Annotated in this window: 18 protein-coding genes; 10 read left to right on the top strand and 8 right to left on the bottom strand. The window is 66.5% G+C overall.

Annotated features, from left to right (window positions below; genetic code table 11):
- Positions 1-35: 35 nt before the first annotated feature.
- On the bottom strand, positions 36-338 hold the full coding sequence (locus ACYJP6_RS11090) for a DUF1883 domain-containing protein (protein WP_007158402.1): 303 nt from the start codon (positions 336-338) through the stop codon (positions 36-38).
- Between the two features lie 85 nt (positions 339-423).
- Here ACYJP6_RS11090 and ACYJP6_RS11095 point away from each other — a divergent pair, with 85 nt between their 5' ends.
- The 9 genes from ACYJP6_RS11095 (at position 424) to ACYJP6_RS11135 (ending at position 9,856) form a co-directional block, all read left to right on the top strand.
- Positions 424-1,452 carry an RNA methyltransferase gene (locus tag ACYJP6_RS11095; RefSeq protein WP_459475032.1) on the top strand — a complete coding sequence of 343 codons (1,029 nt, stop codon included), beginning with the start codon at positions 424-426 and terminating at the stop codon, positions 1,450-1,452.
- Positions 1,453-1,553: 101 nt separating this feature from the next.
- A complete protein-coding gene (locus ACYJP6_RS11100) occupies positions 1,554-1,958 on the top strand; it encodes a 3-phosphoshikimate 1-carboxyvinyltransferase (RefSeq protein ID WP_459475033.1) in 405 nt (134 codons plus the stop codon).
- A gap of 51 nt (positions 1,959-2,009) precedes the next feature.
- Positions 2,010-3,032: a YncE family protein gene (locus ACYJP6_RS11105; protein ID WP_459475034.1), complete on the top strand. Its 1,023-nt coding sequence runs from the start codon at positions 2,010-2,012 to the stop codon at positions 3,030-3,032.
- Positions 3,033-3,186: 154 nt separating this feature from the next.
- Positions 3,187-4,041, top strand: a complete 855-nt coding sequence (efeU, locus tag ACYJP6_RS11110) for an iron uptake transporter permease EfeU (protein WP_459475035.1) — start codon at positions 3,187-3,189, stop codon at positions 4,039-4,041.
- A 41-nt stretch (positions 4,042-4,082) separates the two neighbouring features.
- Positions 4,083-5,237, top strand: coding sequence for an iron uptake system protein EfeO (gene efeO / locus ACYJP6_RS11115; protein ID WP_459475358.1), 1,155 nt, complete (start codon positions 4,083-4,085; stop codon positions 5,235-5,237).
- A complete protein-coding gene (gene efeB, locus ACYJP6_RS11120; RefSeq protein WP_459475036.1) occupies positions 5,234-6,523 on the top strand; it encodes an iron uptake transporter deferrochelatase/peroxidase subunit in 1,290 nt (429 codons plus the stop codon). The genes efeO (ACYJP6_RS11115) and efeB overlap by 4 nt, the downstream gene beginning before the upstream one ends.
- A 21-nt stretch (positions 6,524-6,544) precedes the next feature.
- Complete coding sequence (efeO, locus tag ACYJP6_RS11125) at positions 6,545-7,360, top strand: iron uptake system protein EfeO (protein WP_459475037.1); 816 nt, start codon at positions 6,545-6,547, stop codon at positions 7,358-7,360.
- A 353-nt stretch (positions 7,361-7,713) separates the two neighbouring features.
- Positions 7,714-9,372, top strand: coding sequence for a nitrite/sulfite reductase (locus tag ACYJP6_RS11130; RefSeq protein ID WP_459475039.1), 1,659 nt, complete (start codon positions 7,714-7,716; stop codon positions 9,370-9,372).
- A complete protein-coding gene (locus ACYJP6_RS11135; RefSeq protein ID WP_459475040.1) occupies positions 9,356-9,856 on the top strand; it encodes a DUF934 domain-containing protein in 501 nt (166 codons plus the stop codon). Before ACYJP6_RS11130 ends, ACYJP6_RS11135 begins: the two co-directional genes overlap by 17 nt.
- A 62-nt stretch (positions 9,857-9,918) precedes the next feature.
- Here the strand turns inward: ACYJP6_RS11135 and ACYJP6_RS11140 are convergent, their stop codons facing one another.
- Together ACYJP6_RS11140 and sohB are read right to left on the bottom strand one after the other, a co-directional pair.
- Complete coding sequence (locus tag ACYJP6_RS11140) at positions 9,919-10,911, bottom strand: YhdH/YhfP family quinone oxidoreductase (protein ID WP_459475041.1); 993 nt, start codon at positions 10,909-10,911, stop codon at positions 9,919-9,921.
- A 49-nt stretch (positions 10,912-10,960) separates the two neighbouring features.
- On the bottom strand, positions 10,961-11,986 hold the full coding sequence (sohB, locus tag ACYJP6_RS11145) for a protease SohB (protein WP_459475042.1): 1,026 nt from the start codon (positions 11,984-11,986) through the stop codon (positions 10,961-10,963).
- Between the two features lie 256 nt (positions 11,987-12,242).
- Here sohB and ACYJP6_RS11150 point away from each other — a divergent pair, with 256 nt between their 5' ends.
- Positions 12,243-12,554, top strand: a complete 312-nt coding sequence (locus tag ACYJP6_RS11150; RefSeq protein ID WP_459475043.1) for an SCP2 sterol-binding domain-containing protein — start codon at positions 12,243-12,245, stop codon at positions 12,552-12,554.
- Between the two features lie 438 nt (positions 12,555-12,992).
- On the opposite strand, the gene ACYJP6_RS11155 is transcribed toward ACYJP6_RS11150, so the two are convergent.
- The 5 genes from ACYJP6_RS11155 to tpx form a co-directional block, all read right to left on the bottom strand.
- Positions 12,993-14,474, bottom strand: coding sequence for an efflux transporter outer membrane subunit (locus tag ACYJP6_RS11155; RefSeq protein ID WP_459475044.1), 1,482 nt, complete (start codon positions 14,472-14,474; stop codon positions 12,993-12,995).
- The gene (locus ACYJP6_RS11160) at positions 14,471-17,581 is read right to left on the bottom strand and encodes an efflux RND transporter permease subunit (RefSeq protein WP_459475045.1); all 3,111 of its coding nucleotides are present in this window, start codon (positions 17,579-17,581) and stop codon (positions 14,471-14,473) included. The genes ACYJP6_RS11155 and ACYJP6_RS11160 overlap by 4 nt, the downstream gene beginning before the upstream one ends.
- A gap of 1 nt (position 17,582) precedes the next feature.
- Complete coding sequence (locus ACYJP6_RS11165; RefSeq protein ID WP_459475046.1) at positions 17,583-20,714, bottom strand: multidrug efflux RND transporter permease subunit; 3,132 nt, start codon at positions 20,712-20,714, stop codon at positions 17,583-17,585.
- Positions 20,715-20,723: 9 nt separating this feature from the next.
- Positions 20,724-21,959 (bottom strand): MdtA/MuxA family multidrug efflux RND transporter periplasmic adaptor subunit, encoded by a 1,236-nt coding sequence (locus ACYJP6_RS11170; RefSeq protein ID WP_459475047.1) that lies wholly within the window; start codon positions 21,957-21,959, stop codon positions 20,724-20,726.
- Positions 21,960-22,121: 162 nt separating this feature from the next.
- Positions 22,122-22,622, bottom strand: coding sequence for a thiol peroxidase (gene tpx / locus ACYJP6_RS11175; protein ID WP_459475048.1), 501 nt, complete (start codon positions 22,620-22,622; stop codon positions 22,122-22,124).
- Positions 22,623-22,693: the final 71 nt, after the last annotated feature.

The following is a 22,693-nucleotide window of genomic DNA, read 5'->3' on the forward strand; positions in this document are numbered from 1 at the left end:
CGGCCAGGGTCACCCAGGGACGGGTGACCGCTGCCTCAGCGCAGCTCGGAAGGCGAGCGGCGGACGATCTTGATGGAATGCTTGATGTCGGGCTTGCGGGTCACGCTGATCGGCCGCTTGGTGACGGTGTCGAGGGTGATGTTCCAGAAGCCGGTGCTGGGTACGGTGATGCGCGCCGGAAAGGTATCGAACGCGCCACCGTGGTAGGTGTGGCGGCCGCCGTTCTTGAAGCTGCGGAAATTGGCATCGTTCATCAGGCGGATATTGCACACCCCCGAACTCTGGATGACGACCAGGTCGCCTTCGTTGAGATGCTCGCGCTGGTGGATGAACTTCATGACGGGTCCTCGTCTTGCAAAGGACTAGGATAGCATCCCTGCCCTGTCCTATTATCGCCGCCCACCCTCGAACCGCTCTCTTCCCATGCGTATTGCCGATGTCGTCCAGTTGCTCGCCGCCGCCGGCGCGAAGCCCAAGCACAGTGCCCGGATCCTGCGCGCCTGGTGCCAGGGCCTGCCGCTGGACACCGGCACCCGCCGCCAGCAGGCGGAGAACTTCCTGCCGCTGGACGTACGCCAGGCCATCCCGGCGCTGACCGCGCGGCTGGAGGGGCTGGCCCGGGTCACCTCGGAGCATCCGGGTGCCGACGGTTCGGCCCGCATGCTGGTGACCCTCGCGGACGGCCAGGCGGTGGAAAGCGTGTTGCTGCCCCGCGACGGCCTCTGCGTATCGTCCCAGGTCGGCTGCGCCGTGGGCTGCGTCTTCTGCATGACCGGCAAGAGCGGCCTGCTGCGCCAGGTGGGCAGTGCCGAGATCGTTGCCCAGGTGGCCCTGGCGCGACGCATCAGGCCGGTGAAGAAGGTGGTCTTCATGGGCATGGGCGAGCCGGCGCACAACCTGGACAACGTGCTGGAGGCCATCGACCTGCTGGGCACGGCCGGTGGCATCGGCCATCGCAACCTGGTGTTTTCCACCGTCGGCGATCCGCGGGTGTTCAATCAACTGCCGCAGCAGGCGGTCAGGCCGGCCCTGGCGCTGTCGCTGCACAGCACCAATGCCGAACGCCGTGCCCGGCTGCTGCCCAAGGCGCCACGCTACGAGCCTGCCGAGCTGATCGAGCAGGGCGAGGCCTATGCGCGGCTGATCGGCTATCCCATCCAGTACCAGTGGACCCTGCTCGCCGGCATCAACGACAGCCAGGAGGAAATGGACGAATTGCTGCGGCTGCTGAAGGGCAAGTACGGGGTGCTCAATCTCATCCCCTACAACAGCCTGGAAGTGGACGACTACCAGCGCCCCGACGGCGAGCGTATCGTCCAGATCGTGCGCTACCTGCACAGCCGCGGCGTGCTCACCAAGGTGCGCAACTCCGCTGGCCAGGACGTCGATGGCGGTTGTGGCCAGTTGCGGGCACGGGCCGAGGTGATAAGGCCCCGACGAGTCACCGCCTGACCGATCATCCCGTTCAGGACCCCGTCCATCCGTTCGGGCGGAACGCCGGCCCGATCGGTCTTTCTGAGAGCTTTCGCACCACTCAGAGGGAAGCTCTCCATATGCAGGACCGCATCAATCGCCACGACCCTTTCATCGCCGGCCTGAAGGAGCGCCTTCCCGAAGAGCTGCGCGAGTCCTTCACCGAGGAACAGCTGGAAGCCTTGAAACTGGCTTTCGGCACGCGCAGCTGGGGCAAGCACAGCGTCGATCTGCGTGGCACCCTCAAGTTCTGGCACCGGCGCTACTATTTCGTCGTCCTCGCCGGCCGCAACTACCGTCAGCTCTCGCGCCTGGAGCAGGAACTCTCGCTGCTCGGCAAGGCCACCATGCTGGCGGTGATCCTGCTCGCCTGTGGCCTGGTAGGCCTGGTGTTGCTCTATCTGCTCAAGTCCGCGCTCGGCATCGATATCCTGCCCGACTATCACGTGGGACTTTGGGACTGGTTCAAGGGTCTGTTCGAGTAGCACGGATTCGCTTGACCCTGGCAGGGAGGCTTGCCCCTCGGGAGACCTGCTATGCGCTATCTGAATCGCCGTCAGACCCTCGGCCTGCTGGCTGCCAGCGCCGCCCTGCCGCTGCTGGGCGGCCTTCCGCTCCAGGCGCGCGCGGCCGGCGAGGAATATCTTGCCCTGGTCGAGAAGGAAGCTCCAGGCGTGGGCTTCTATCGGCTGGCGGACGGCAAGCGCGTCGGCGGTCTGGAACTGCCCACGCAACCCCATGAAATCGTCGCCGACCGCTCGGGGCGCTATGCCTATGTCGGCCAATACGGCGTCAAGAGCTGGCAGGCGCCCGGCGACGGTGGCCACCAGGTCAGCGTGATCGATCTCGCCGGCCAGCGCCTGGTGCGCGCCATCGACCTGGCGCCCTACCACCGGCTGCATGGCATGCGCCTGGATGACCAGGGTCGCCTCTATGTGCTCAGCGAAACCGATTCGCTGCTCATCCGCTTCGACCAGCCGGCCACCGACGAGTCGCCCAGCCAGATCGTCCCGGTCGGGGGCACCCGCAGCCACTACTTCGCGCTGACCCGTGACGGTCGCCGCGCCTATGTGGCGGATACCCTGAGTGGCCTGGTGATCCTGGTGGATGCCCATAACCCGGCCGTCCTGCCGGTGAAAAGATTTCTCGGCCAGGCACCCGAGGGCTGCTGCCTGAGTCCGGACGAGCGCACCTTCTATGTGCTGGATCGCTTCGCCGGCATTCTCCATGCGCTGGACGCCCGCGACCTGACACCACTCCGGCAGATCAAGCTGCGCGGCGAGGCGGTACGGGTCGCCGCCCTGCCGGACGGGCGTCTGCTGGTGTCCAACCTGGCGGACAGGAGCCTGTCGTTGCTGCGGCCCGACACCCTGGGTGAAGTGGCCTACCTGCCCATGGGTAGCGCCGTACCCGGCCTCAATGTCGATGCCCGCGGCGAGCGCCTGTTCGCCGCCCTCGAGGACAACCAGCTGGCGGTTGTCGACCTGCGCAACTGGCGGGAGCTCCGGCGCTTCCCCACCGGCAAGTCACCTGACACCGCCGTGATGTTCCGGGCCTGAGTAACGTTCGTACCGCGTCCTACCGCTTAGCGCCAGCGAGCGTCTCGGTCGCGGTACGAGAATCATCCTCATTTAACAATCCGAATCATTGTGATACAAATCACCGACCTTCGGGCGCATGGGTGCGCCCTCGTTCCTGTCGGTGACCTTTTCCATGCTCGTCCCCTTTCTGATCATGCTCCGCGAAGGCATCGAAGCGGCGCTCATCGTTGGCATCATCGCCAGCTACCTGCAACGCACCGGCCGCGGTCACTGGATGCCCGCGGTCTGGATCGGCGTGATGCTGGCCGCCGCCCTCGCCCTCTTCGTCGGCGCCGGCCTGCAACTGGCCAGCGCCGAGTTTCCGCAGCGCCAGCAGGAACTCTTCGAAGCGGTGGTCGGCCTGGCTGCGACCGCCATCCTCACCTCCATGGTGTTCTGGATGCGCAAGGCCGCGCGCTCGATCAAGACCGAGCTGCACGCCTCCCTGGACGCAGCCCTGTCCAGCTCGCGCAACCAAGTCTATGCCCTGATCGGCATGGTGTTCCTGGCCGTCGCCCGTGAAGGCCTGGAAACCGTCTTCTTCCTGCTGGCCATCTTCCAGCAGAGCGAAGGTCCCGGCGCCCCTCTTGGCGCCCTGCTGGGCCTAGCCATCGCCATCGCGGTCGGCTACGGCCTGTACAACGGCGGCGTACGCCTCAACCTCGGCAAATTCTTCCGCTTCACCGGGCTGTTCATCCTGTTCGTGGCAGCCGGGCTGTTCACCAACTCGGTCAAGGCGCTGCACGAGGCCGGGCTGTGGAATTCGCTACAGCAGGTGGTGTTCGACTGGAGTCACGTGCTGCCGGCCGACGGCCCGGTGGGTACCGTGCTGGCCGGCATGTTCGGCTATCAGGACACCCCGACCGTGAGCACCCTGGGTGCCTATCTGCTGTTCCTGGCCGTCACCCTGCCGCTGTTCTTCCGCACGCCGGCGCCCGCGCAGCGCCCGGCCGCCACCACCACTGCCTCGCTGGAGCGTCCCTCTTGAACCTGCCCATTTCCCCGCCGCCGAAGCAGCGCTCGGCAGCCATGCGCCTGGCCGTAGCGGGATCGGCGACGCTGCTGATCGTCGCGGCCGCCGCCTTCTACTACGCCTCGCGTTCTGCCGGCCAGCGCCACGCCGCGGTGGGTGCCGGTGAAGTCCGGGTCGATATCCTGGCCAACCGCTGCGAGCCCAACGCGCTGGAAGTGTCCGCAGGTCCGGCACGCTTTCGTATCGTCAATCGCTCGGACCGGGCGGTGGAGTGGGAAATCCTCGACGGCGTGCTGGTGGTCGAAGAGCGCGAGAACATCGCGCCGGGCCTCAGCCAGGTCATCAATGCCACCCTGGCACCCGGCGACTACGCCATCACCTGCGGCCTGCTGAGCAATCCGCGCGGCACCCTGAAGGTGCTGCCCACGGCGGCCTCCGAGGCTGCCAGCAAGGCAGGCCCGACCCTGACCCAGTTCGTCGGACCGCTCTCCGAATACCGCGTCTATCTCAACCAGCAAAGCCGAATGCTGCTGCAGGGTATCGCCAGCCTGCAAGAGGCGCTGGCCGCGGGTGACCTGAGCCAGGCGAAAGCCGCCTACGCCGCCGCCCGCCTCCCCTACCAGCGCCTGGCGGCGACGGCCCAGCGCTTCGCCGAACTGGACAATCGCCTCAATGCCCGCGCCGATTACTACGAGCAGCGCGAGCGGGATCCGGCCTTCGGCGGCTTCCACCGCATCGAGCAAGGTCTCTTCGCCGCTGGCAGCACGGCTGGACTGGCGCCCGTCGCCGCCCGCCTGCAGCAGGACGCCACCGCCCTGCGCGACGCCCTGCTCGGTCAGCCGCTGCCGCCGGAGCAGCTCAGTGGCAACGCCGCCCGTTTGTTGCACAACCTGGCCAGCACCCGTATCTCGGGTGAGGAAGAGCGTTACAGCCAACTGGTCCTGCCCGGCTTCGCCGCCAACCTGGAGGGCACCCGCAAGGTCATCGAGCTGTTGCGTCCCCTGCTGAGCAAAGGCCACCAGGACTTGCAGCAGCGACTCGACGCTCAAGTCCAGGTCCTCGCCGAGGCGCTGGGCGATCAGCAGCGATCCTACGCCAGCCTGACCGATGCCGACCGTGATCACATCGCCAAGGCGGCCCAGGCGCTGGGCGACTCCCTCGACCAGGTTGCCCCGGCCCTCGGCCTGACTCCGACCAAGACCGCGCCATGAAGAAGCCTTCCGACCAACCCAATATCGAACGCCGCCGACTCCTGGGGGGCCTGGGCGCTACCGGCCTGGCCCTGGCCGGGGCCGGGCTCTGCCCGATGCACGCCGGGGCGGCTACCACCGCCGAGGTAACCCGCGCCCCCGGTAGCGCCAATACCCATCAGCGCCAAGCCTTCCTGGGGCAGCACCAGAGCGGCATCGTCACCCCGCGCCCGGCCGCCGGCATGGTGGTGGCCTTCGATGTCCTGGCCAGCGATCGCGAGGACCTCGAGCGGCTGCTGCGCACCCTCGACGAACGCATCCGCTTTCTGATGCAGGGCGGTCCGGTACCGGAGGTCGACCCCAGGTTGCCGCCACTGGATTCCGGCATCCTCGGCCCGGTGGTGACGCCGGACAACCTCACCATCACCGTCTCGGTGGGTGAATCCCTGTTCGATGATCGCTTCGGTCTGAGCGCCGCCAAGCCGCGCCAGCTGCAGCGCATGACCAGTTTTCGCAACGATGCCCTGGAGGCGGATTGCTGCCATGGCGATCTCTGCCTGCAGTTCTGCGCCAACACGCCCGACACCAACATCCACGCCCTGCGCGACATCGTGAAGAACCTGCCCGACCTGCTGGCGATCCGCTGGAAACAGGAAGGCAGCGTACCGGTGCAGGATCCGCCGCCCGGGCAAGCGGCGGAGAGCGCGCGCAACTTCCTCGGCTTTCGCGATGGCTCGGCCAACCCGGATTCCACCGACGCCCAGGCCATGGAACGCATCGTCTGGATCCAGCCCGACAGCGGTGAGCCGGCCTGGGCGGCCCAGGGTAGCTACCAGGCGGTACGCATCATCCGCAATTTCGTCGAGCGCTGGGATCGCACGCCACTGCAGGAGCAGGAAGCCATCTTCGGCCGGCGCAAGGCCAGCGGCTCACCCATGGCCGGTGGCCACGAAACCGATGTGCCGGACTACGCCAGCGATCCCAAGGGCGCCATCACGCCCCTGGACGCCCATATCCGCCTGGCCAATCCGCGTACCGCGGAGAGCCAGCGCAACCTGATCCTGCGCCGGCCCTTCAACTACTCCAATGGCGTACGCAAGAACGGCCAGCTCGACATGGGGCTGCTGTTCATCGCCTACCAGGCCGATCTGGAACAGGGCTTCATCGCGGTGCAGAAGCGCCTGGATGGCGAACCGCTGGAGGAATACATCAAGCCCATCGGCGGCGGTTACTTCTTCGTCCTGCCTGGGGTCACCGATCCAAAGGATTATCTCGGCCGCAGCCTGCTGGCCGCGGCACAGTCTTGAACCCTCGACAGGAGAAGTCGAATGAAACGCTCGTCCCTCGCCGTTGCCCTTGGTCTGGCCTTGGCCATGCCGGTGTTCGCCGCCAACTCGCCGCTGGATCTGGTCGGCCCCATCTCCGACTACAAGATCTACGTCACCGACAACCTGGCCAAGCTGACCGAGCAGACTCAGGCCTTCACCGCCGCGGTCAAGCGTGGTGACCTGGCCACCGCGCGCAAGCTCTATGCGCCGACCCGGGTGTCCTACGAACAGGTCGAGCCCATCGCCGAACTCTTCAGCGATCTGGACGCCGCCATCGACTCCCGCGAAGACGACCACGAGCAGGGCGTCAAATCGGAGGACTTCACCGGCTTCCACCGCCTGGAATACGCCCTCTTCACCCAGAACACCACCGACGGCCAGGGCGCCCTCGCCGACAAGCTGCTGAGCGACGTCAAGGACCTCCAGGCCCGCGTCGACGGCCTGACCTTCCCGCCGGAAAAGGTGGTGGGTGGCGCAGCGGCGTTGATGGAAGAGGTCGCGGCGACCAAGGTCTCGGGTGAAGAGGAACGCTACAGCCATACCGACCTGTACGACTTCCAGGCCAACGTCGATGGCGCGAAGAAGATCGTCGACCTGTTCCGCCCGCAGATCGAGAAGCAGGACAAGGCCTTCGTCGGCAAGGTCGACAAGAACTTCGCCACGGTCGACAAGATCCTGGCCAAGTACAAGACCAAGGACGGCGGCTTCGAGACCTACGACAAGGTCAGCGAGCGGGATCGCAAGGCCCTGGTCGGCCCGGTCAATACCCTGGCCGAGGACCTCTCCACCCTGCGCGGCAAGCTGGGTCTGAACTGACCACGGCGGGTAAAACACTGCGCGCCCGCCAGGCGGGCGCGTGCAGTGCCCGGAATTCTCATGTAACTCTCGTACACTCGTGCGCGAGCCCGGTCCGATTCCTGCGCACCGCGCGCACCCGCCTGACATTTGCTCGCTACGTTTTACCAACCGTAGCTTATAGCAGTCGGCATCCGGCGCCGTCCGCGCCTACCGCTTATCGCCGGAATAGATTTATATATAAAGAAACATCGCTTTTAAGCATATAGCCCTGCTGCTATCGTTCACGGCCTAGAAAAGTCCCTAGCGCCCTCTCGGGAGCCGAAGACTTCGATCACGCGCAGCCGTGCGCGCCGCCTGACAGCAGGATGACCATGTACGTTTACGATCAGTACGATCAGCGGATCGTCGAAGAACGTGTCGCCCAGTTTCGCGACCAGACCCGCCGCTTCCTCGCCGGGGAGCTCGGTGGCGAGGAATACCGCCCCCTGCGCCTGCAGAACGGCCTCTACATCCAGCGCTATGCGCCCATGCTGCGCGTGGCCGTGCCCTATGGCCTGCTGAACACCACCCAGGTGCGCAAGCTGGCGCAGATCGCCCGCGACTACGACAAGGGCTACGCCCACATCAGCACCCGCCAGAACTTCCAGTTCAACTGGCCGGAGCTGGAAGACGTCCCCGAGATCCTCGCCGAGCTGGCCACCGTGCAAATGCACGCCATCCAGACCAGCGGCAACTGCATCCGCAACACCACCACCGACCAGTTCGCCGGCGTCGCCCATGACGAACTCGTCGATCCGCGCCCCTGGTGCGAGATCATCCGCCAGTGGTCGACCTTCCACCCCGAATTCGCCTTCCTGCCGCGCAAGTTCAAGATCGCCGTCAACGGCGCCGCCCTGGATCGCGCCGCCATCGAGGTGCACGACATCGGCCTGGAAGCGGTGCGCAACGAGGCCGGCGAGCTGGGCTTCCGCGTGCTCGTCGGCGGTGGCCAGGGCCGTACGCCCCACACCGGTGAATTCATCCGTGAATTCCTGCCCTGGCAGCACCTGCTCAGCTACCTCGAAGCCACCCTGCGGGTCTACAACCGCTACGGCCGCCGCGACAACAAGTTCAAGGCCCGCATCAAGATCCTGGTCAAGGCCTTGGGCGCCGACGTCTTCGCCGAGAAGGTCGAGGCCGAGTGGGCCCATCTCAAGGATGGCCCCATCACCCTGACCGACGCCGAGGTGGCGCGCGTCTCCGCCTTCTTCGTCGACCCGGCCTATGCCGAGCTGCAGGACCAGGACGCGGCTCTCGCCCGCCTGGACGCCGAGCACCCCGGCTTCGCTCGCTGGCGCCAGCGCAACACCTTCCGCCACAAGCGTCCGGGCTACGTCGCCGTGACCCTGTCGCTCAAGCCCACCGGCGTGGCCCCGGGCGATGTCACCGACCGCCAGCTCGACGCCATGGCCGACCTGGCCGATCGCTACAGCTTCGGTGAGCTGCGCACCTCGCACCAGCAGAACGTCATCTTCGCCGACGTCCGCCAGGACCAGTTGCTCGAACTCTGGCACGAACTGCGCGAGCACGGCTTCGCCACGCCGAACATCGGCCTGCTGACCGACATGATCTGCTGCCCGGGTGGCGACTTCTGCTCCCTGGCCAACGCCAAGTCGATCCCCATCGCCGAATCCATCCAGCGTCGTTTCGATGACCTGGACTACCTGTTCGACATCGGCGAGCTGGACCTGAACATCTCCGGCTGCATGAACGCCTGCGGCCACCACCACGTCGGCCACATCGGCATCCTCGGCGTGGACAAGAAGGGCGAAGAGTTCTACCAGGTGTCCCTGGGCGGCGACGCCGGCCGTGACGCCACCCTGGCCAAGATCCTCGGCCCCTCCTTCGCCCAGGACCAGATGCCCGAGGTGATCGGCAAGCTGATCAACGTCTACGTCGAGCAACGCACCGAAGACGAGCGCTTCATCGACACCTACCGCCGTATCGGTATCGACCCCTTCAAGGAGCGCGTCTATGCAAAGAATCATTAAGGGCGACCAGCTGGTCACCGACAACTGGCACCTGCTGCCCAAGGACGTCGCCTTCGAAGACGTCCCCAACAGCGATGACGTCATCATCCCCGCCGCCCTGTGGCTGGAGCACGGCCATGCCCTCACCTGCCGCGACGGGCGCCTGGGTATCTGGCTGGACAGCGATGAAGAGCCGGAGAGCATTGCCGCCGACCTGGAGCACTTCGCCCTGGTCGCCATCAACTTCCCGGCCTTCGTCGATGGGCGCGGCTATTCCTACGCCCGACTGCTGCGCGAGCGCTTCGGCTGGACCGGCGAGCTGCGCGCCATCGGCGACGTGCTGCAGGACCAGCTGTTCTTCCTCAAGCGCTGTGGTTTCGACGCCTACGTGGTACGGGCCGACCGTGACCCGGAAGCGGCACTGAAGGGCCTGCGCGATTTCAGCGAGACCTACCAGGGCGCGGTCGACGAGCCCCAGCCACTGTTCCGTCGTCGCCAGGCCTGACCGAACTCAGGCCAGGTAAAAGAAAACCCGCCGCGGCGGGTTTTCTTTTGCGCGGTGATACCTCACCCGAGGTCCACGACCACGCGCCCCACCATCTTCCCCGCCAGGATCTGGCTGATGGTGTCGGGCAGCTCCTGCAACCCGATCTCGCGGGTCAGGCTGTCCAGGTCGTCCAGCTTCCACTGCACCGAGAGCTTGTCCCAGAGCGCGGCCTTGGCCATCAGCGGCAACTCCACGGAATCGACGCCCAGCAGGTTCACGCCGCGCAGGATGAAGGGAAAGATCCCGGCTTCGAACTTGGTGCCGGCGGTCATGCCGCAGCAGGCCACGCTGCCACCGTATTCCAGCGACTTGATGACGTTGAAGAGGATGTCGCCGCCCACGGTATCCACCGCGCCTGCCCACTGCTGATCCAACAGCGGCTTGCCGACGCCATCGGCTAGGGTCGCCCGGTCGAGGATCTGCCGGGCACCCAGGCGGTGCAACCACTCCGCCCGCTCCAGCTTGGCGGTGGAGGCCGCCACGTGATAGCCCAGTCGCGCCAGCAGCTTGACTGCCAGGCTACCCACGCCGCCGCTGGCGCCGGTGACCAGGACGGTACCGGACTCGGGCGCCAGGCCCATCTGTTCGAGTTTCTCGACGCACAGGGCCGCGGTCAGGCCGGCGGTGCCCAGCACCATGGCCTCGCGCAGACCGAGGTTGTCCGGGCGGCGGATCACCCAGGCCGCCGGCACGCGGATGTACTGGCCGAAGCCGCCCGCGGTATTCATGCCCAGGTCGTAGCCGGTGACGATCACCTCGTCACCGACGGCGAATTCGGCGGCGCTGGAGGCCTCCACCACGCCGGCCGCGTCGATCCCCGGGGTATGGGGATAGCGCCGGGTGACGCCCCTGTTGCCGATGGCCGAAAGGGCGTCCTTGTAGTTGAGGGATGAATAACGCACCCGGATCAGCACCTCGCCCGCGGGCAGGTCGTCCAGCGTGCGTGTCACCACCTCTTGCCGGAAAGCGCCGTGGGCCCCTTCGGTCACCCAGAGCGCCTGAAAATTGCTCATCGCAGAACCTCCGTTGGAGTCTTGTTATGGGGCGCCAGTCCCAGGGACCTCAGCGCCAGCGGGTCGACTCGGCGAGGCGCTCCCACCAGGTGGTCACCAGGCGATCGACGCCAAGGCTCGCCGCCATGCCCAGGCGTTCGGGCAGCGACTTCTTCTCGACGAAGCGCACGGCGAAGACTTCCACCACCTGGGCCCGTTCGGCCAGGTACTCGTCGCTGGTGCGTAGCTCGTCCACCAGGTGCTTGCCCAGCGCGGCCTGGCCCAGCCAGACCTCGCCGGTCGCCACTTCGTCGATGTTCAGCTGGGGACGGTAGTGGGCGACGAAGTTCTTGAACAGCTCATGGGTGGTATCCAGGTCATCCTGGAATTTCTCCTTGCCCTTCTCGTCGTTCTCGCCGAAGACCGTGACGGTGCGCTTGTACTCGCCGGCGGTGAATACTTCGAAATCCACGTCGTGCTTCTTCAGCAGCCGGTGGACGTTGGGCAACTGGGCGACCACGCCGATGGAGCCGAGGATGGCGAAGGGCGCGCTGAGGATGCGGTCGCCGATGCAGGCCATCATGTAGCCGCCGCTGGCCGCCACCTTGTCGACGCAGATGGTCAGGGGCACGCCGGCCTGACGGATGCGCGCCAGCTGCGAGGCGGCCAGGCCATAGCTGTGCACCAGCCCACCACCGCTTTCCAGCCGCACCACCACCTCGTCCTTGGGCGTGGCCAGGGTCAGGACCGCGGTGATCTCGTTGCGCAGGTGTTCGTTGGCCGTGGCCTTGATGTCGCCATGGAAATCCAGCACATAGACCCGGGACTTGCCGGTTTCGCTCTTGCGCTTGGTCTTTTCGGCCTTGGTCTCGCGCTTGCGCAGGGCCTTGAAGGCCTCCTTGCCGAGCACGCTCTGCTGCAGGCGCAGGCGGAGATCGCGATAGAAGTCGTTGAGCTTCTGGACCTGCAGCTGACCACCCGAGCCACGGCGATTACGACCGCGAATGGCAGCGGCGAACAGCAGCACGGCGAGGATGGCCACCACCAGGGTGACGGTTTTGGCCAGGAAACTGGCATAGTCGGCAAGAAACTCCACGGACTCTCCTAGAATGGCGGCAGCAATGCCCTGCCCAGCATACCGAGTCGCCGGACCGATAGAAACTCGCCTGCCGCACGAGGCGCCCTGGGCATGCCAGTCGGCGTACTTGGTGCAGGTCCGATACGCCCACCCATTCAAACGGTTGTATGAATAGCCGTTGACAGGGCTCCAGCCGCCCCCTACCCTCGGTCGAGTGCCCTGCCAGGCCGCTTCGGACCTGGCTTCATCGAAAAAGACCACAAGGACCCTCGCCATGAGCGCAGCCGATGCCATCGCCACCCTCAAGAGCAAGTTCGATCCCGCCGCCGCGGCCGGGCTGGATCTGACCTATCAGTTCGACGTCGAAGGCGGTGACAACTACTACGTGGTCATCAAGGATGGCACCTGCGACGTCCAGCAGGGCGACGCCGCCGATCCGGATTGCACCCTGATCATGGACCAGGCCACCCTGGCCGGTATCGTCAGCGGCGAGACCGACGGTATGCAGGCCTTCATGTCCGGCAAGCTGCGGGTCGAAGGCAACATGATGCTGAGCATGAAGCTGGGCGAACTCTTCCCCAACTGAGCCGCCAGCCAGGCGAAAAAGCCGGGCCTCTGCCCGGCTTTTTCATGCCTGCCGTCAGGGCCGCCGCCCTGGCGTGGGCGGCGTGAGGTTGCCATCCCAGCCACCGCCGAGCGCGGCGATCAGCCGGACGCTAGTGCTCAGACGACTGCCAGCGACGTAGCGTGGAAAACGGCGCAGCCTTTTCCACTGAGATACTCAGCCCAACACGCGGCCCTCGCGACTCCAAAGCTTACGCGTGGAAAACGCTGCGCGGTTTTCCACCCTACCGACTGGACCTGCTTTATCGCGGCCATGGTCCGCTCCTCCAGGCATGAGCCACTACGTTTGATCACGGCGATGCGGCCGTTCCTAAGGGCTCCAAGATAACTGTAGGAGCGGTCGCTACGGCGCGCCGGCATGGCCGCGATTAGGAACCTGCCCGACTCCTCCTGCCTGGGTTCAGGGACGGCGAGGCGCTGCGGCGGGGGCGAGGTTGCCATCCCAGCCGCCGCCGAGGGCGGCGATCAGCTGGACGCTGGCACTCAGGCGACTCCCCAGCAGGGTCAGGTTGGTGCGTTCGTTGCTCAGGGCGGTGGTCTGCAGGGTGACCACGTCGAGATAGCCGATCAAGCCGGCCTGGTACTGGTTCTGCGCCAGCTGCAGGGCGCGGCGGGCGGCCGCCAGGGCCTCCTGGCGGACCCCGGCTTCGTCGTCGTAGGTGCGCAGTTGTACCAGGTAGTCTTCCACCTCGCGGAAGCCGTCGAGCACGGTCTGGCGGTAGCCGGCGACGCTGGCGTCGTAGCTGGCCTCGGCGGACTCCACCTGGCCGCGTCTCAGGCCGCCATCGAACAGCGACAGCGCAAAGGACGGCCCGATCGACCAGAAGCGATTTGGCGTGCTGATCAGGCTACCCCACTGGCTGGCGGTATAGCCGCCGCTAGCACTCAGGGTCAGGTCGGGATAATAGGCCGCCTCGGCGACGCCGATGGCGGCATTGGCGGCCATGACCTGGCGCTCGGCCTGGGCGATGTCCGGCCGGCGCTCCAGCAGGGCCGAGGGCACGGCGCGGGGCAGCCCCGGTAGCGTTGGAATAGCCTCGACCGCCGCCAGCTGGAAATTGGCCGGGACTTCGCCGACCAGTACCGCGATGGCGTTTTCCAGCTGGGCACGCTGATACCTGAGATCGATGGCGTCGGCCTGGGTACTCTTGAGCTGGGTGGTGGCCTGGGCGACGTCGGCCAGGGTAACGATCCCCGCACGGTACTGGTTCTGGGTCAGGCGCAGCGAACGCTCGTAGGCGGCGACAGTGGCGTCGAGCAATCGCTGCTGGGCGTCTAGCACCCGCAATTGCAAATAGTTGGTGGCCAACTGGGTCTGCAGGCTCAGCCGGGTCGCTGCCAGCTCCGCCGCGCCGGCCTGGGCGGTGGCGCGGTCCGCTTCCAGTTGCCGGCGCACGCGGCCCCAGAGATCGACCTCCCAGCTCACCCCCAGGCTCGCGTCGTAGGAGTTGTTGATGGTGCTCACGCCGCCGCTGCTGACGGTACTGCTGGTGCCGCTGGAGTTGCGGATGACAGTGCTGTTGCCCGACCCACCGCCGCGTCCGGAGCGCGTAGCCCCCAGGCTGCTCGTCAGGGTGGGAAACAGCGCGGAACGGGCCTGGCGTACCAGGGCCAGCGACTGCCGATAACTGGCCTCGGCCTGGGCCAGGCTCTGGTTGCGCTGGTTCAGCTGGACCATCAGCCGGTCCAGGGTCGGGTCGTCGTAGCGCCGCCACCAGTCGCCACGCAGCTCCAGGTCCTTGGGCGCGGCGGCCTGCCAACCCTCGGCATGGCGATAGGCGACCGGCACCGAAGTGGTCGGCCGCTGGTAGTCCGGGCCCAGGGTGCAACCGGCCAGCAACAGCGCCAGGGTCAGCGCCGACAGGCGCAGGGTTGGAATCATAGCGGCGTATCCAGGGCAGCGTCGGTACGGATGCCGCGCCAGCGATTGACACGGCGGCGCAGGCGTTCGAAATAGAGATAGACCACCGGGGTGGTGTAGAGGGTGAGGATCTGGCTCAGCACCAGCCCGCCGACGATCACCAGGCCCAGCGGCTGGCGCATCTCGGCGCCCTCGGTGTCGCCGATCAGCAGCGGCACGGCGCCGAGGATGGCGGCCATGGTGGTCATGAGGATGGGCCTCAGGCGCAGCAGGCAGGCCTGGCGGATGCCTTCCTCGGGCGTCAGCCCCTGCTGGCGTTCCAGCTGCAGGGCCAGGTCCACCATCATGATGGCGTTCTTCTTCACCACGCCGATCAGCAGGAACAGCCCAAGCATGGAGATCAGGCTGAACTGGCCACCGGTGAGCTGGATGGCCAGCAAGGCCCCTACCCCGGCCGAGGGCAGCGTCGAGAGGATGGTCAGGGGGTGGACATAGCTTTCGTAGAGCACGCCGAGCACGATGTAGACCAGCACCAGGGCGCCGAGGATCATCAGCGGCTGCCCGGACACGGTGCTGGCGAAGATATTGGCGGAGCCACCTAGCCGGCCTTGGACATCGCTCGGCAGGCCGATGGCGGCCACTGCGCGCTGCACGGCGCGGGTGGCCTGCTCCAGGCTGACATCGGGCGCCAGGTCGAAGTTGATGCTTTCCGAGGCGAACTGACCGTCGTGGGTGACGCGGTCCTCGGCCAGGCTGTTGGTGTAATGGGCGAAGGCCGCCAGCGGCACCTGGGCGCCGCTGGCGGTGATGACCCGCACCTGCTCGAGGACGGTGGGGTCCTGGGCATAGCGCGGATTGATCTCCATCACCACCTTGTACTGGTTGAGCGGCTCGTAGATGGTCGAGATCTGCCGCTGGGCGAAGGAGTTGTTGAGCACCGCGGCGACGGTTTCCATGTTCACGCCCAGTCGCTTGGCCATTTCCCGGTCGATCTGCAGAGTGATCTGCTGGGTGCTGCCCTCGCGCCCATCCACCGCGGTCAGTTCCGGCAGCGCCTTGAGCGCCGCCAGCACCTTGGGTTGCCAGGTTTCCAGCAGGTCGACATCGCCGGACAGCAGGTTGTACTCATAGGACGAGGTGCTCTGCTGGCGCCCGCCGAATCTCAGGTCCTGGTCGGCCATGAGGAACAGCTGGGCGCCCGGCACCTTGGGCGCGTTGGCGCGGATGCGCTCGATGACCTTCTGGGCATCCAGCTTGCGCTCGGCGACGGGTTTGAGGCGGATCAGCATGACCGCGTTGTTCACCCCGCTGCCGGCACCCGAGCTGCCGACGAAGCCGGAGGCACTGGCCACCGCCGGATCGGCCAGCAGCGCCTTGCGCAGGATCTCGATCTTGGGCTGCATCACCTGGAACGACAGGGCATTGTCGCCGCGGATGAAGCCGATCAACTGGCCGGTATCCTGCTGCGGCATGAAAGTCTTGGGCACCACCACATAGAGCACGACGTTGAGCACTATGGTAGCGATCAGGCTCAGCAGGGTCAGTCGCCGATGGCGCAGGGCCCAGCCCAGGGTACGGTCGTAGCCGGCTACCAGGCGGCGGTGGGCGCGCTCGCTGAAACGCTGCAGCCGGCTTTCGCTACCCGGATCGTGGGGACGTAGCCAGCGGGCGCAGAGCATTGGCGTCAGGGTCAGGGATACCACCAGCGAGACCAGGATGGCCGCGGCCAGGGTCAGGGAAAATTCGCGGAACAGCTTCTCGACGATGCCACCGATGAACAGGATGGCGACGAACACCGCGACCAGGGAGACGTTCATCGACAGCAGGGTGAAGCCCACCTCACGGGTACCCTGGTAGGCGGCCTTCAATGGCGCCATGCCATTGTCGATGTGCCGGGCGATGTTCTCCAGCACCACGATGGCATCATCGACCACCAGCCCCGCGGCCAGGATCAGGGCCATCAGCGACAGGGTGTTGAGCGAGAAGCCGAGGATGTACATCACGGCGAAGGTGCCCACCAGTGAGATGGGTACCGCCAGGGCCGGGATCACCGCGCTGCGCAGGCGGCCGAGGAACAGCCAGACCACCCCGATCACCAGGAACACGGCGATGATCAGCGTCAGCTCGGCTTCGTGCAGGGTCGCCTTGATCACCCCGGACCTGTCCATGGCCACTTCCAGGCGAGCACTGGCCGGGACGATGGCTTCCAGCGCCGGCAGGCGCGCCTTGAGCGCGGCGATGGTCTCGATGATGTTGGCGTTGGCCTGGCGATTCACCACCAGCAGCACGGCACTCTGGTTGTTGTAAAAACCGGCGTTGTAGCGATCCTCCACCGCATCGCTGACCTTGGCCACGTCACGCAGGCGCAGGGTCGCGCCATCCTGGTAGCGGATGATCAGCGGCGCATAGTCGGCCGCCTTGAACAGCTGGTCGTTGGCCTGGATCTGCCAGTTGTGCTCGGCATTGGCCACCGCGCCCTTGGGCCGGCGCTGATTGGCGTTGTTGATCGCGGTGCGGACGTCGTCCAGCGCCAGGCCATAGTGCTCCAGCTGGCGCGGCTCCAGCTCGATGCGCACGGCCGGCAGGGAGCTGCCGCCGATCTGCACCTCGCCTACACCACTGACCTGGGACAGGCTCTGCGCCAGCACCGTGGAGGCCAGGTCGTAGAGCTCGCCCTTGCTCAGGGTCTTGGAGGTCAGCGAGAACACCATGATGGGTGCCTGTGACGGATTGACCTTGCGGTAGCGTGGCATCTGGCGCATGCCGCTGGGCAGCAGGTTGCGCGAGGCGTTGATGGCCGCCTGGACTTCCCGGGCGGCGGTGTTGACGTCCTTGTCCAGGTCGAACTGGATGATGATCTGCGTCGAGCCCTGGCTGCTGCGGCTGGTCATGGAGCTGATACCGGCAATGGTGCCCAGGGAGCGCTCCAGCGGCGTGGCGACGCTGGAGGCCATGACCTGGGGACTGGCGCCGGAAAGGCTGGCGGACACGGTGATGGTCGGAAAGTCCATCTGCGGCAAGGGTGCCACCGGCAGCAAGCGGAAGGCGATGGCGCCCAGCAGCAGCAAGGCCAGGCTCAGCAGCAGAGTCGCCACCGGCCGGGCGATGAAGGGCGCCGAGAGATTCACCTCAGGCCGTCCTGCGCCGACCCAGGCGCTCGCCCAGGCTGTCGAAGGCCAGGTAGATCACCGGGGTGGTGAACAGCGTCAGCACCTGGCTGACCAGCAGGCCGCCGACCATCACCAGGCCCAGCGGCTGGCGTAGCTCGGCCCCTGCCCCGGTCGCCAGCATCAGCGGTACCGCGCCGAACAGCGCGGCCAGGGTGGTCATCAGGATCGGCCGGAATCTCAGCAGCGCCGCCTGGTAGATCGCCTCCTCCGGCCTTAGCCCCTGGTGGCGTTCGGCGTCGAGGGCGAAGTCGATCATCATGATGGCGTTTTTCTTGACGATGCCGATCAGCAGGATGATGCCGATCACCGCGATCAGGCCGAGGTCGTTGCCGGTGAGCAGCAGCGCCAGCAGCGCGCCGATGGCCGCCGAGGGTAGCGTCGAGAGGATGGTCAGGGGGTGGATGAAGCTTTCGTAGAGCACGCCGAGGACGATGTACATCACCACCACCGCGGCCAGGATCAGCAGCAGGGTGCTGGACAGCGACGCCTGGAAGGCCGCCGCCGCACCCTGGTAGCGGGTGTTGATACCGATCGGCAGGCCGATCTCCTGCTTGGCCGCGTCGATGGCGGCTACTGCAGCGCCCAGCGAGACCCCGCTCGCCAGGTTGAAGGACAGTGTCACCGCCGGGAATTGGCTCAGGTGGTTGATCACCAGCCGCGTCGGCCGCTGCTCCATCTTCACCAGGCTGGACAGGCGCACTGGCGCGCGGCTGCTGTCGGTCGTGGTATCCGAGGTGGCGGCCGTGCCGGTGCCACTACCGTTGCTGGCGGTGCTGCCGCTGCCGGCCTTGACCCAGACCTGGTCGAGAGCATCCGGGCCCAGGCTGTCGGCGGCGGCGCTGGCCAGCACCACCCGGTACTGATTGGCCTGGGTGTAGATGGTCGAGATCTGCCGTTGGCCGAGGGCGTCGTAGAGGGCGTCGGTGATGGCCGACACCTGCACGCCGAGGCGCGCCGCGGCGTCGCGGTCGATGGTCAGGTACAGCTGCAGGCCCTTGTTCTGCAGGTCGCTGGTGACATCGGTCAGTTCCGGCCGCTGCTGCAGGGCCTGGGTCAGACGCGGTACCCAGGTGTCGAGTAGGTTGGCGTCCGGCGAGTCCAGGCTGAGCTGGTACTGGGTGCGGCTGACCCGGTCCTCGACGCTGAGATCTTGCACCGGCTGCATGTAGAGGGTGATGCCGACCAGCTTGGCGACCGCGGGTCGCAGGCGGTCGATCACTTCCTGGGCGGTGACGTCGCGCTCGCCCTGCGGCTTGAGGTTGATCTGCATCCGCCCGCTGTTGAGGGTGACGTTGTCGCCGTCGACGCCGATGTAGGACGACAGGCTGGCCACCGCCGGGTCCTGCAGCACCACCTCGGCCAGCGCCTGCTGCCGCTCGCTCATGGCGCGGAAGGAAATGGCCTGAGGTGCCTCGGTGATGCCCTGGATGGACCCAGTGTCCTGGGCCGGGAAGAAGCCCTTGGGCACCAGCAGGTAGAGCACCGCGGTAAGCACGAAGGTCGCCACCGCCAGCAGCAGCATCAATGCCCGGTGCGCCAGCGACCAGCGCAGCGCCCGACCATAGCCGGCGATCAGCCGTTCCAGCCAGACCAGGTGGTGCTCGCTAGCTTCCTCGCGCTTGAGCAGCCGGGCGCACATCATCGGCGTGAGCGTCAGCGAGATGACCAGCGAGATGAGGATGGCCACCGCCAGGGTGATGGCGAATTCCCGGAACAGGCGGCCCACCACGTCCTGCATGAACAGCAAGGGGATGAGCACGGCGATCAGCGAGACGGTGAGGGACACCAGGGTGAAGCCGATCTGCCGGGCGCCCTTGAGCGCGGCCTCCAGCGGACTGGCGCCCTCTTCCAGATGCCGCGAGATGTTTTCCAGCATGACGATGGCATCGTCGACCACGAAGCCGGTGGCGATGGTCAGCGCCATCAGCGACAGGTTGTTCAGCGAGAAGCCAGCCAGGTACATGGCGCCGAAGGTACCGATCAGCGACAGCGGCACCGTGACCGAGGGAATCAGGGTGGCACTGAATCGGCGCAGGAAGACGAAGGTGACCATGACCACCAGCCCCACCGCCAGCAGCATCTCGTGCTGGACGTCGGTGACCGCCGCGCGGATGGTTTCGGTGCGGTCGCTGAGCACGGCGATGTCGAGGCCCGCCGGCAGGCTTTCCTTGAGGCTGGGCAGCAGCGCCTGGATGCGGTCCACGGTCTGGATGACGTTGGCGCCGGGCTGGCGCTGGACATTGACCAGGATGGCGCCGCTGCGATTGGCCCAGGCCGCCAGCCGATCGTTTTCCGCGCCCTGGGCGATGGTGGCGACGTCGCCCAGGCGCAGGGCGCCGTTGTCGGCGTAGTTGAGGATGAGGTCGCCGTAGGCCTTGGGATCACGTAGCTGGTCGTTGGCGTCCAGGGTGGCGACCCGCGTGGGGCCGTCGAAGCTGCCCTTGGGCTGGTTGGTGTTCTCGCTGGTGACCAGGCTGCGCACGTCGGCCAGGGTCAGGTTATGGGCGGCGAGCTTGTCGGGATCGACCTGGATGCGTACCGCCGGGCGTTGGCCACCGGCCAGGCTGACCATGCCCACCCCGCTCACCTGGGCCAGCTTCTGCGCCATACGGGTGTCGACCAGGTCGTAGAGGGTCGGCAGCGGCAGCGTCCTGGAGCTGATCGCCAGGGTCACGATAGGGGTATCGGCCGGATTGACCTTGTTGTATACCGGCGGGGCCGGCAGGTCGTTGGGCAGGAAGTTGTTGGCCGCGTTGATCGCCGCCTGCACCTCCTGCTCGGCGACCGACAGGTCCAGCTCCAGGTTGAACCTGAGGGTGATGACCGAGGCGCCACCCGAGCTGGTGGAGGCCATCTGCGACAGCCCCGGCATCTGGCCGAACTGGCGCTCCAGCGGCGCGGTCACGGCGCTGGTCATGACATCGGGACTGGCGCCCGGATAGAGGGTGAGTACCCGGATGGTGGGATAGTCCACCTGCGGCAAGGCCGCGACCGGCAACAGCCGGTAGGCCAGCAGACCGGCGATGAGCAGCGCCACCATCAACAGGGTGGTGGCGACCGGACGCAGGATGAAGGGACGCGAGATATCCATCGCGGCCGATCAGCCCTGGGTCTTGCCGGGCTTGCGTACCGCCGGCTTGGCCGGTTCGCTGGGCGGCGCCGAGGCGCCGGTGACGATCTCCACCTCGTTGCCCTCGCGCAGCCGGTCGGTGCCTTCGGTCACCACCTGGTCACCCGCGGCAAGGCCTTCGGTCACCACCGTGTTGGTGCCATCGTCCGGCCCGAGCTTGAGTGCCCGGACCTGGATCTTGTTGTCCGCCCCGACCACGTAGGCGAAGGTGCCGTTGGAGCCGAACTGGATGGCCGCCGAGGGCACCACCAGCGCCTGGTCCAGCACCTGCTCGCGCACCCGAACGGTGACGAACTGGTTGGGGAACAGGGCTTCATCGCCATTGGCGAAGCGCGCACGGAACTTGAGGGTACCGGTGGCCGTGTCGATCTGGTTGTCGAAGCTCTGCAGGGTGCCCTCGGCGACCTTCTGCGTACCGCCGCGATCCCAGGCTTCGACGGGCAGCGTCTGGCCGCTGCGCGCGCGCTTGAGCAACTCGCCGAGCTGGCTCTCGGGCAGGGTGAAGACCACCGAGATCGGCTGGGTCTGGGTGATGACGGCGACCACAGTGCTGTCGTTGGCGGACAGCAGGTTGCCCCCGTCCAGCTGGCGCAGACCGACCCGACCGGTAATGGGCGCCTTGATCTGGGTGAAGGTAAGGTTCAGCTTGGCGTCGGCCACCGCGGCCTGGCTGTTCTTGAGGGTGCCGCGATACTGGTTGACCAGGGCTTCCTGGGTATCCAGCGTCTGCTTGGCGATGCTGTCTTCGCGGAACAGTCCCTGGTAACGCTTGAGATCCAGCTCGGCATTACGCAGCTGCGCTTGGTTCTGCTGCAGGGTACCTTCGGCCTGCTGCAAGGCCACTTCGTAGGGCCGGGGATCTATGGTCGCCAGCAACTCGCCGGCCTTGACCTTCTGGCCTTCCTCGAAGGCGACCCGCAGCAGCTCACCAGCCACCCGGGTACGGACGTTCACGGTGTTCAGCGCCGTCACCGTACCGATGGACTTGCGTACGATGGGAAAGCTGCGCTGCGCCACGGCCACCACCCGCACCGGGGTCGGCCCGGTCATGCCGAAGGGTGAACGGCCCCCCTTGCCCTGGGCGGACTCGCTCTTCTGCGCGTGCTGGTGATACCAGTACCAGCCGCCGGCGGCCGCCAGCACAACGAGGGCGAGCAGCCAGACCAGTCGGCGACGCGTGGAAGAGCGGGAGGAAGAGTCGGACATCGGAAAGTACGTACACGCTGGGAAAGGCGGAAGATAAGCAGTAGCGAGGCGGGTAACCAGTCCCTTTACTGCGATTTTACGTCAAGCAAAACGGGCAGACACCCGAGGCGCCTGCCCGTTCCTGAACGGCCACCGCCGGATCCGGCGGTGGCAAGACGGCAATCAGCGGAGGACGGCGAGCGCAGCCGCGTAGTCCGGCTCCTGACCGATCTCGGGGACCAGTTCGCTGTGCAGCACCTTGTCCTGCTCGTCCAGCACCACCACGGCGCGGGCCGCCAGGCCCTGCAGCGGGCCGCTGGCCAGGGCCACGCCGTAATCCTGCAGGAATTCGGCACCACGCAGGGTGGACAGGTTCACCACCTGCTCCAGGCCTTCGGCACCGCAGAAGCGCTTCTGGGCGAACGGCAGGTCGGCGGAGATACACAGCACGACGGTGTTTTCCAGCTTGTCGACTTCGCTGTTGAACTTGCGGACCGAGGTGGCGCAGGTGGGCGTATCGACGCTCGGGAAGATGTTGAGCACCTTGCGCTTGCCGGCGAGGCTGGCGAGGGTGATGTCCTGCAGATCACCGTTGACCAGGCTGAAGGCAGGCGCCTGCTGACCGGGCTGCGGCAGGTCGCCGTGAACGTCGACCGGGTTGCCACGCAAATTGACGGTTGCCATGAACTGCTCCTTTCTCATGAGACGGGACGAGGAGTAAACACGTTTTCCGCGACCGATCAAAGCCTTGCCCG

Source organism: Pseudomonas sp. No.117 (assembly GCF_054558395.1).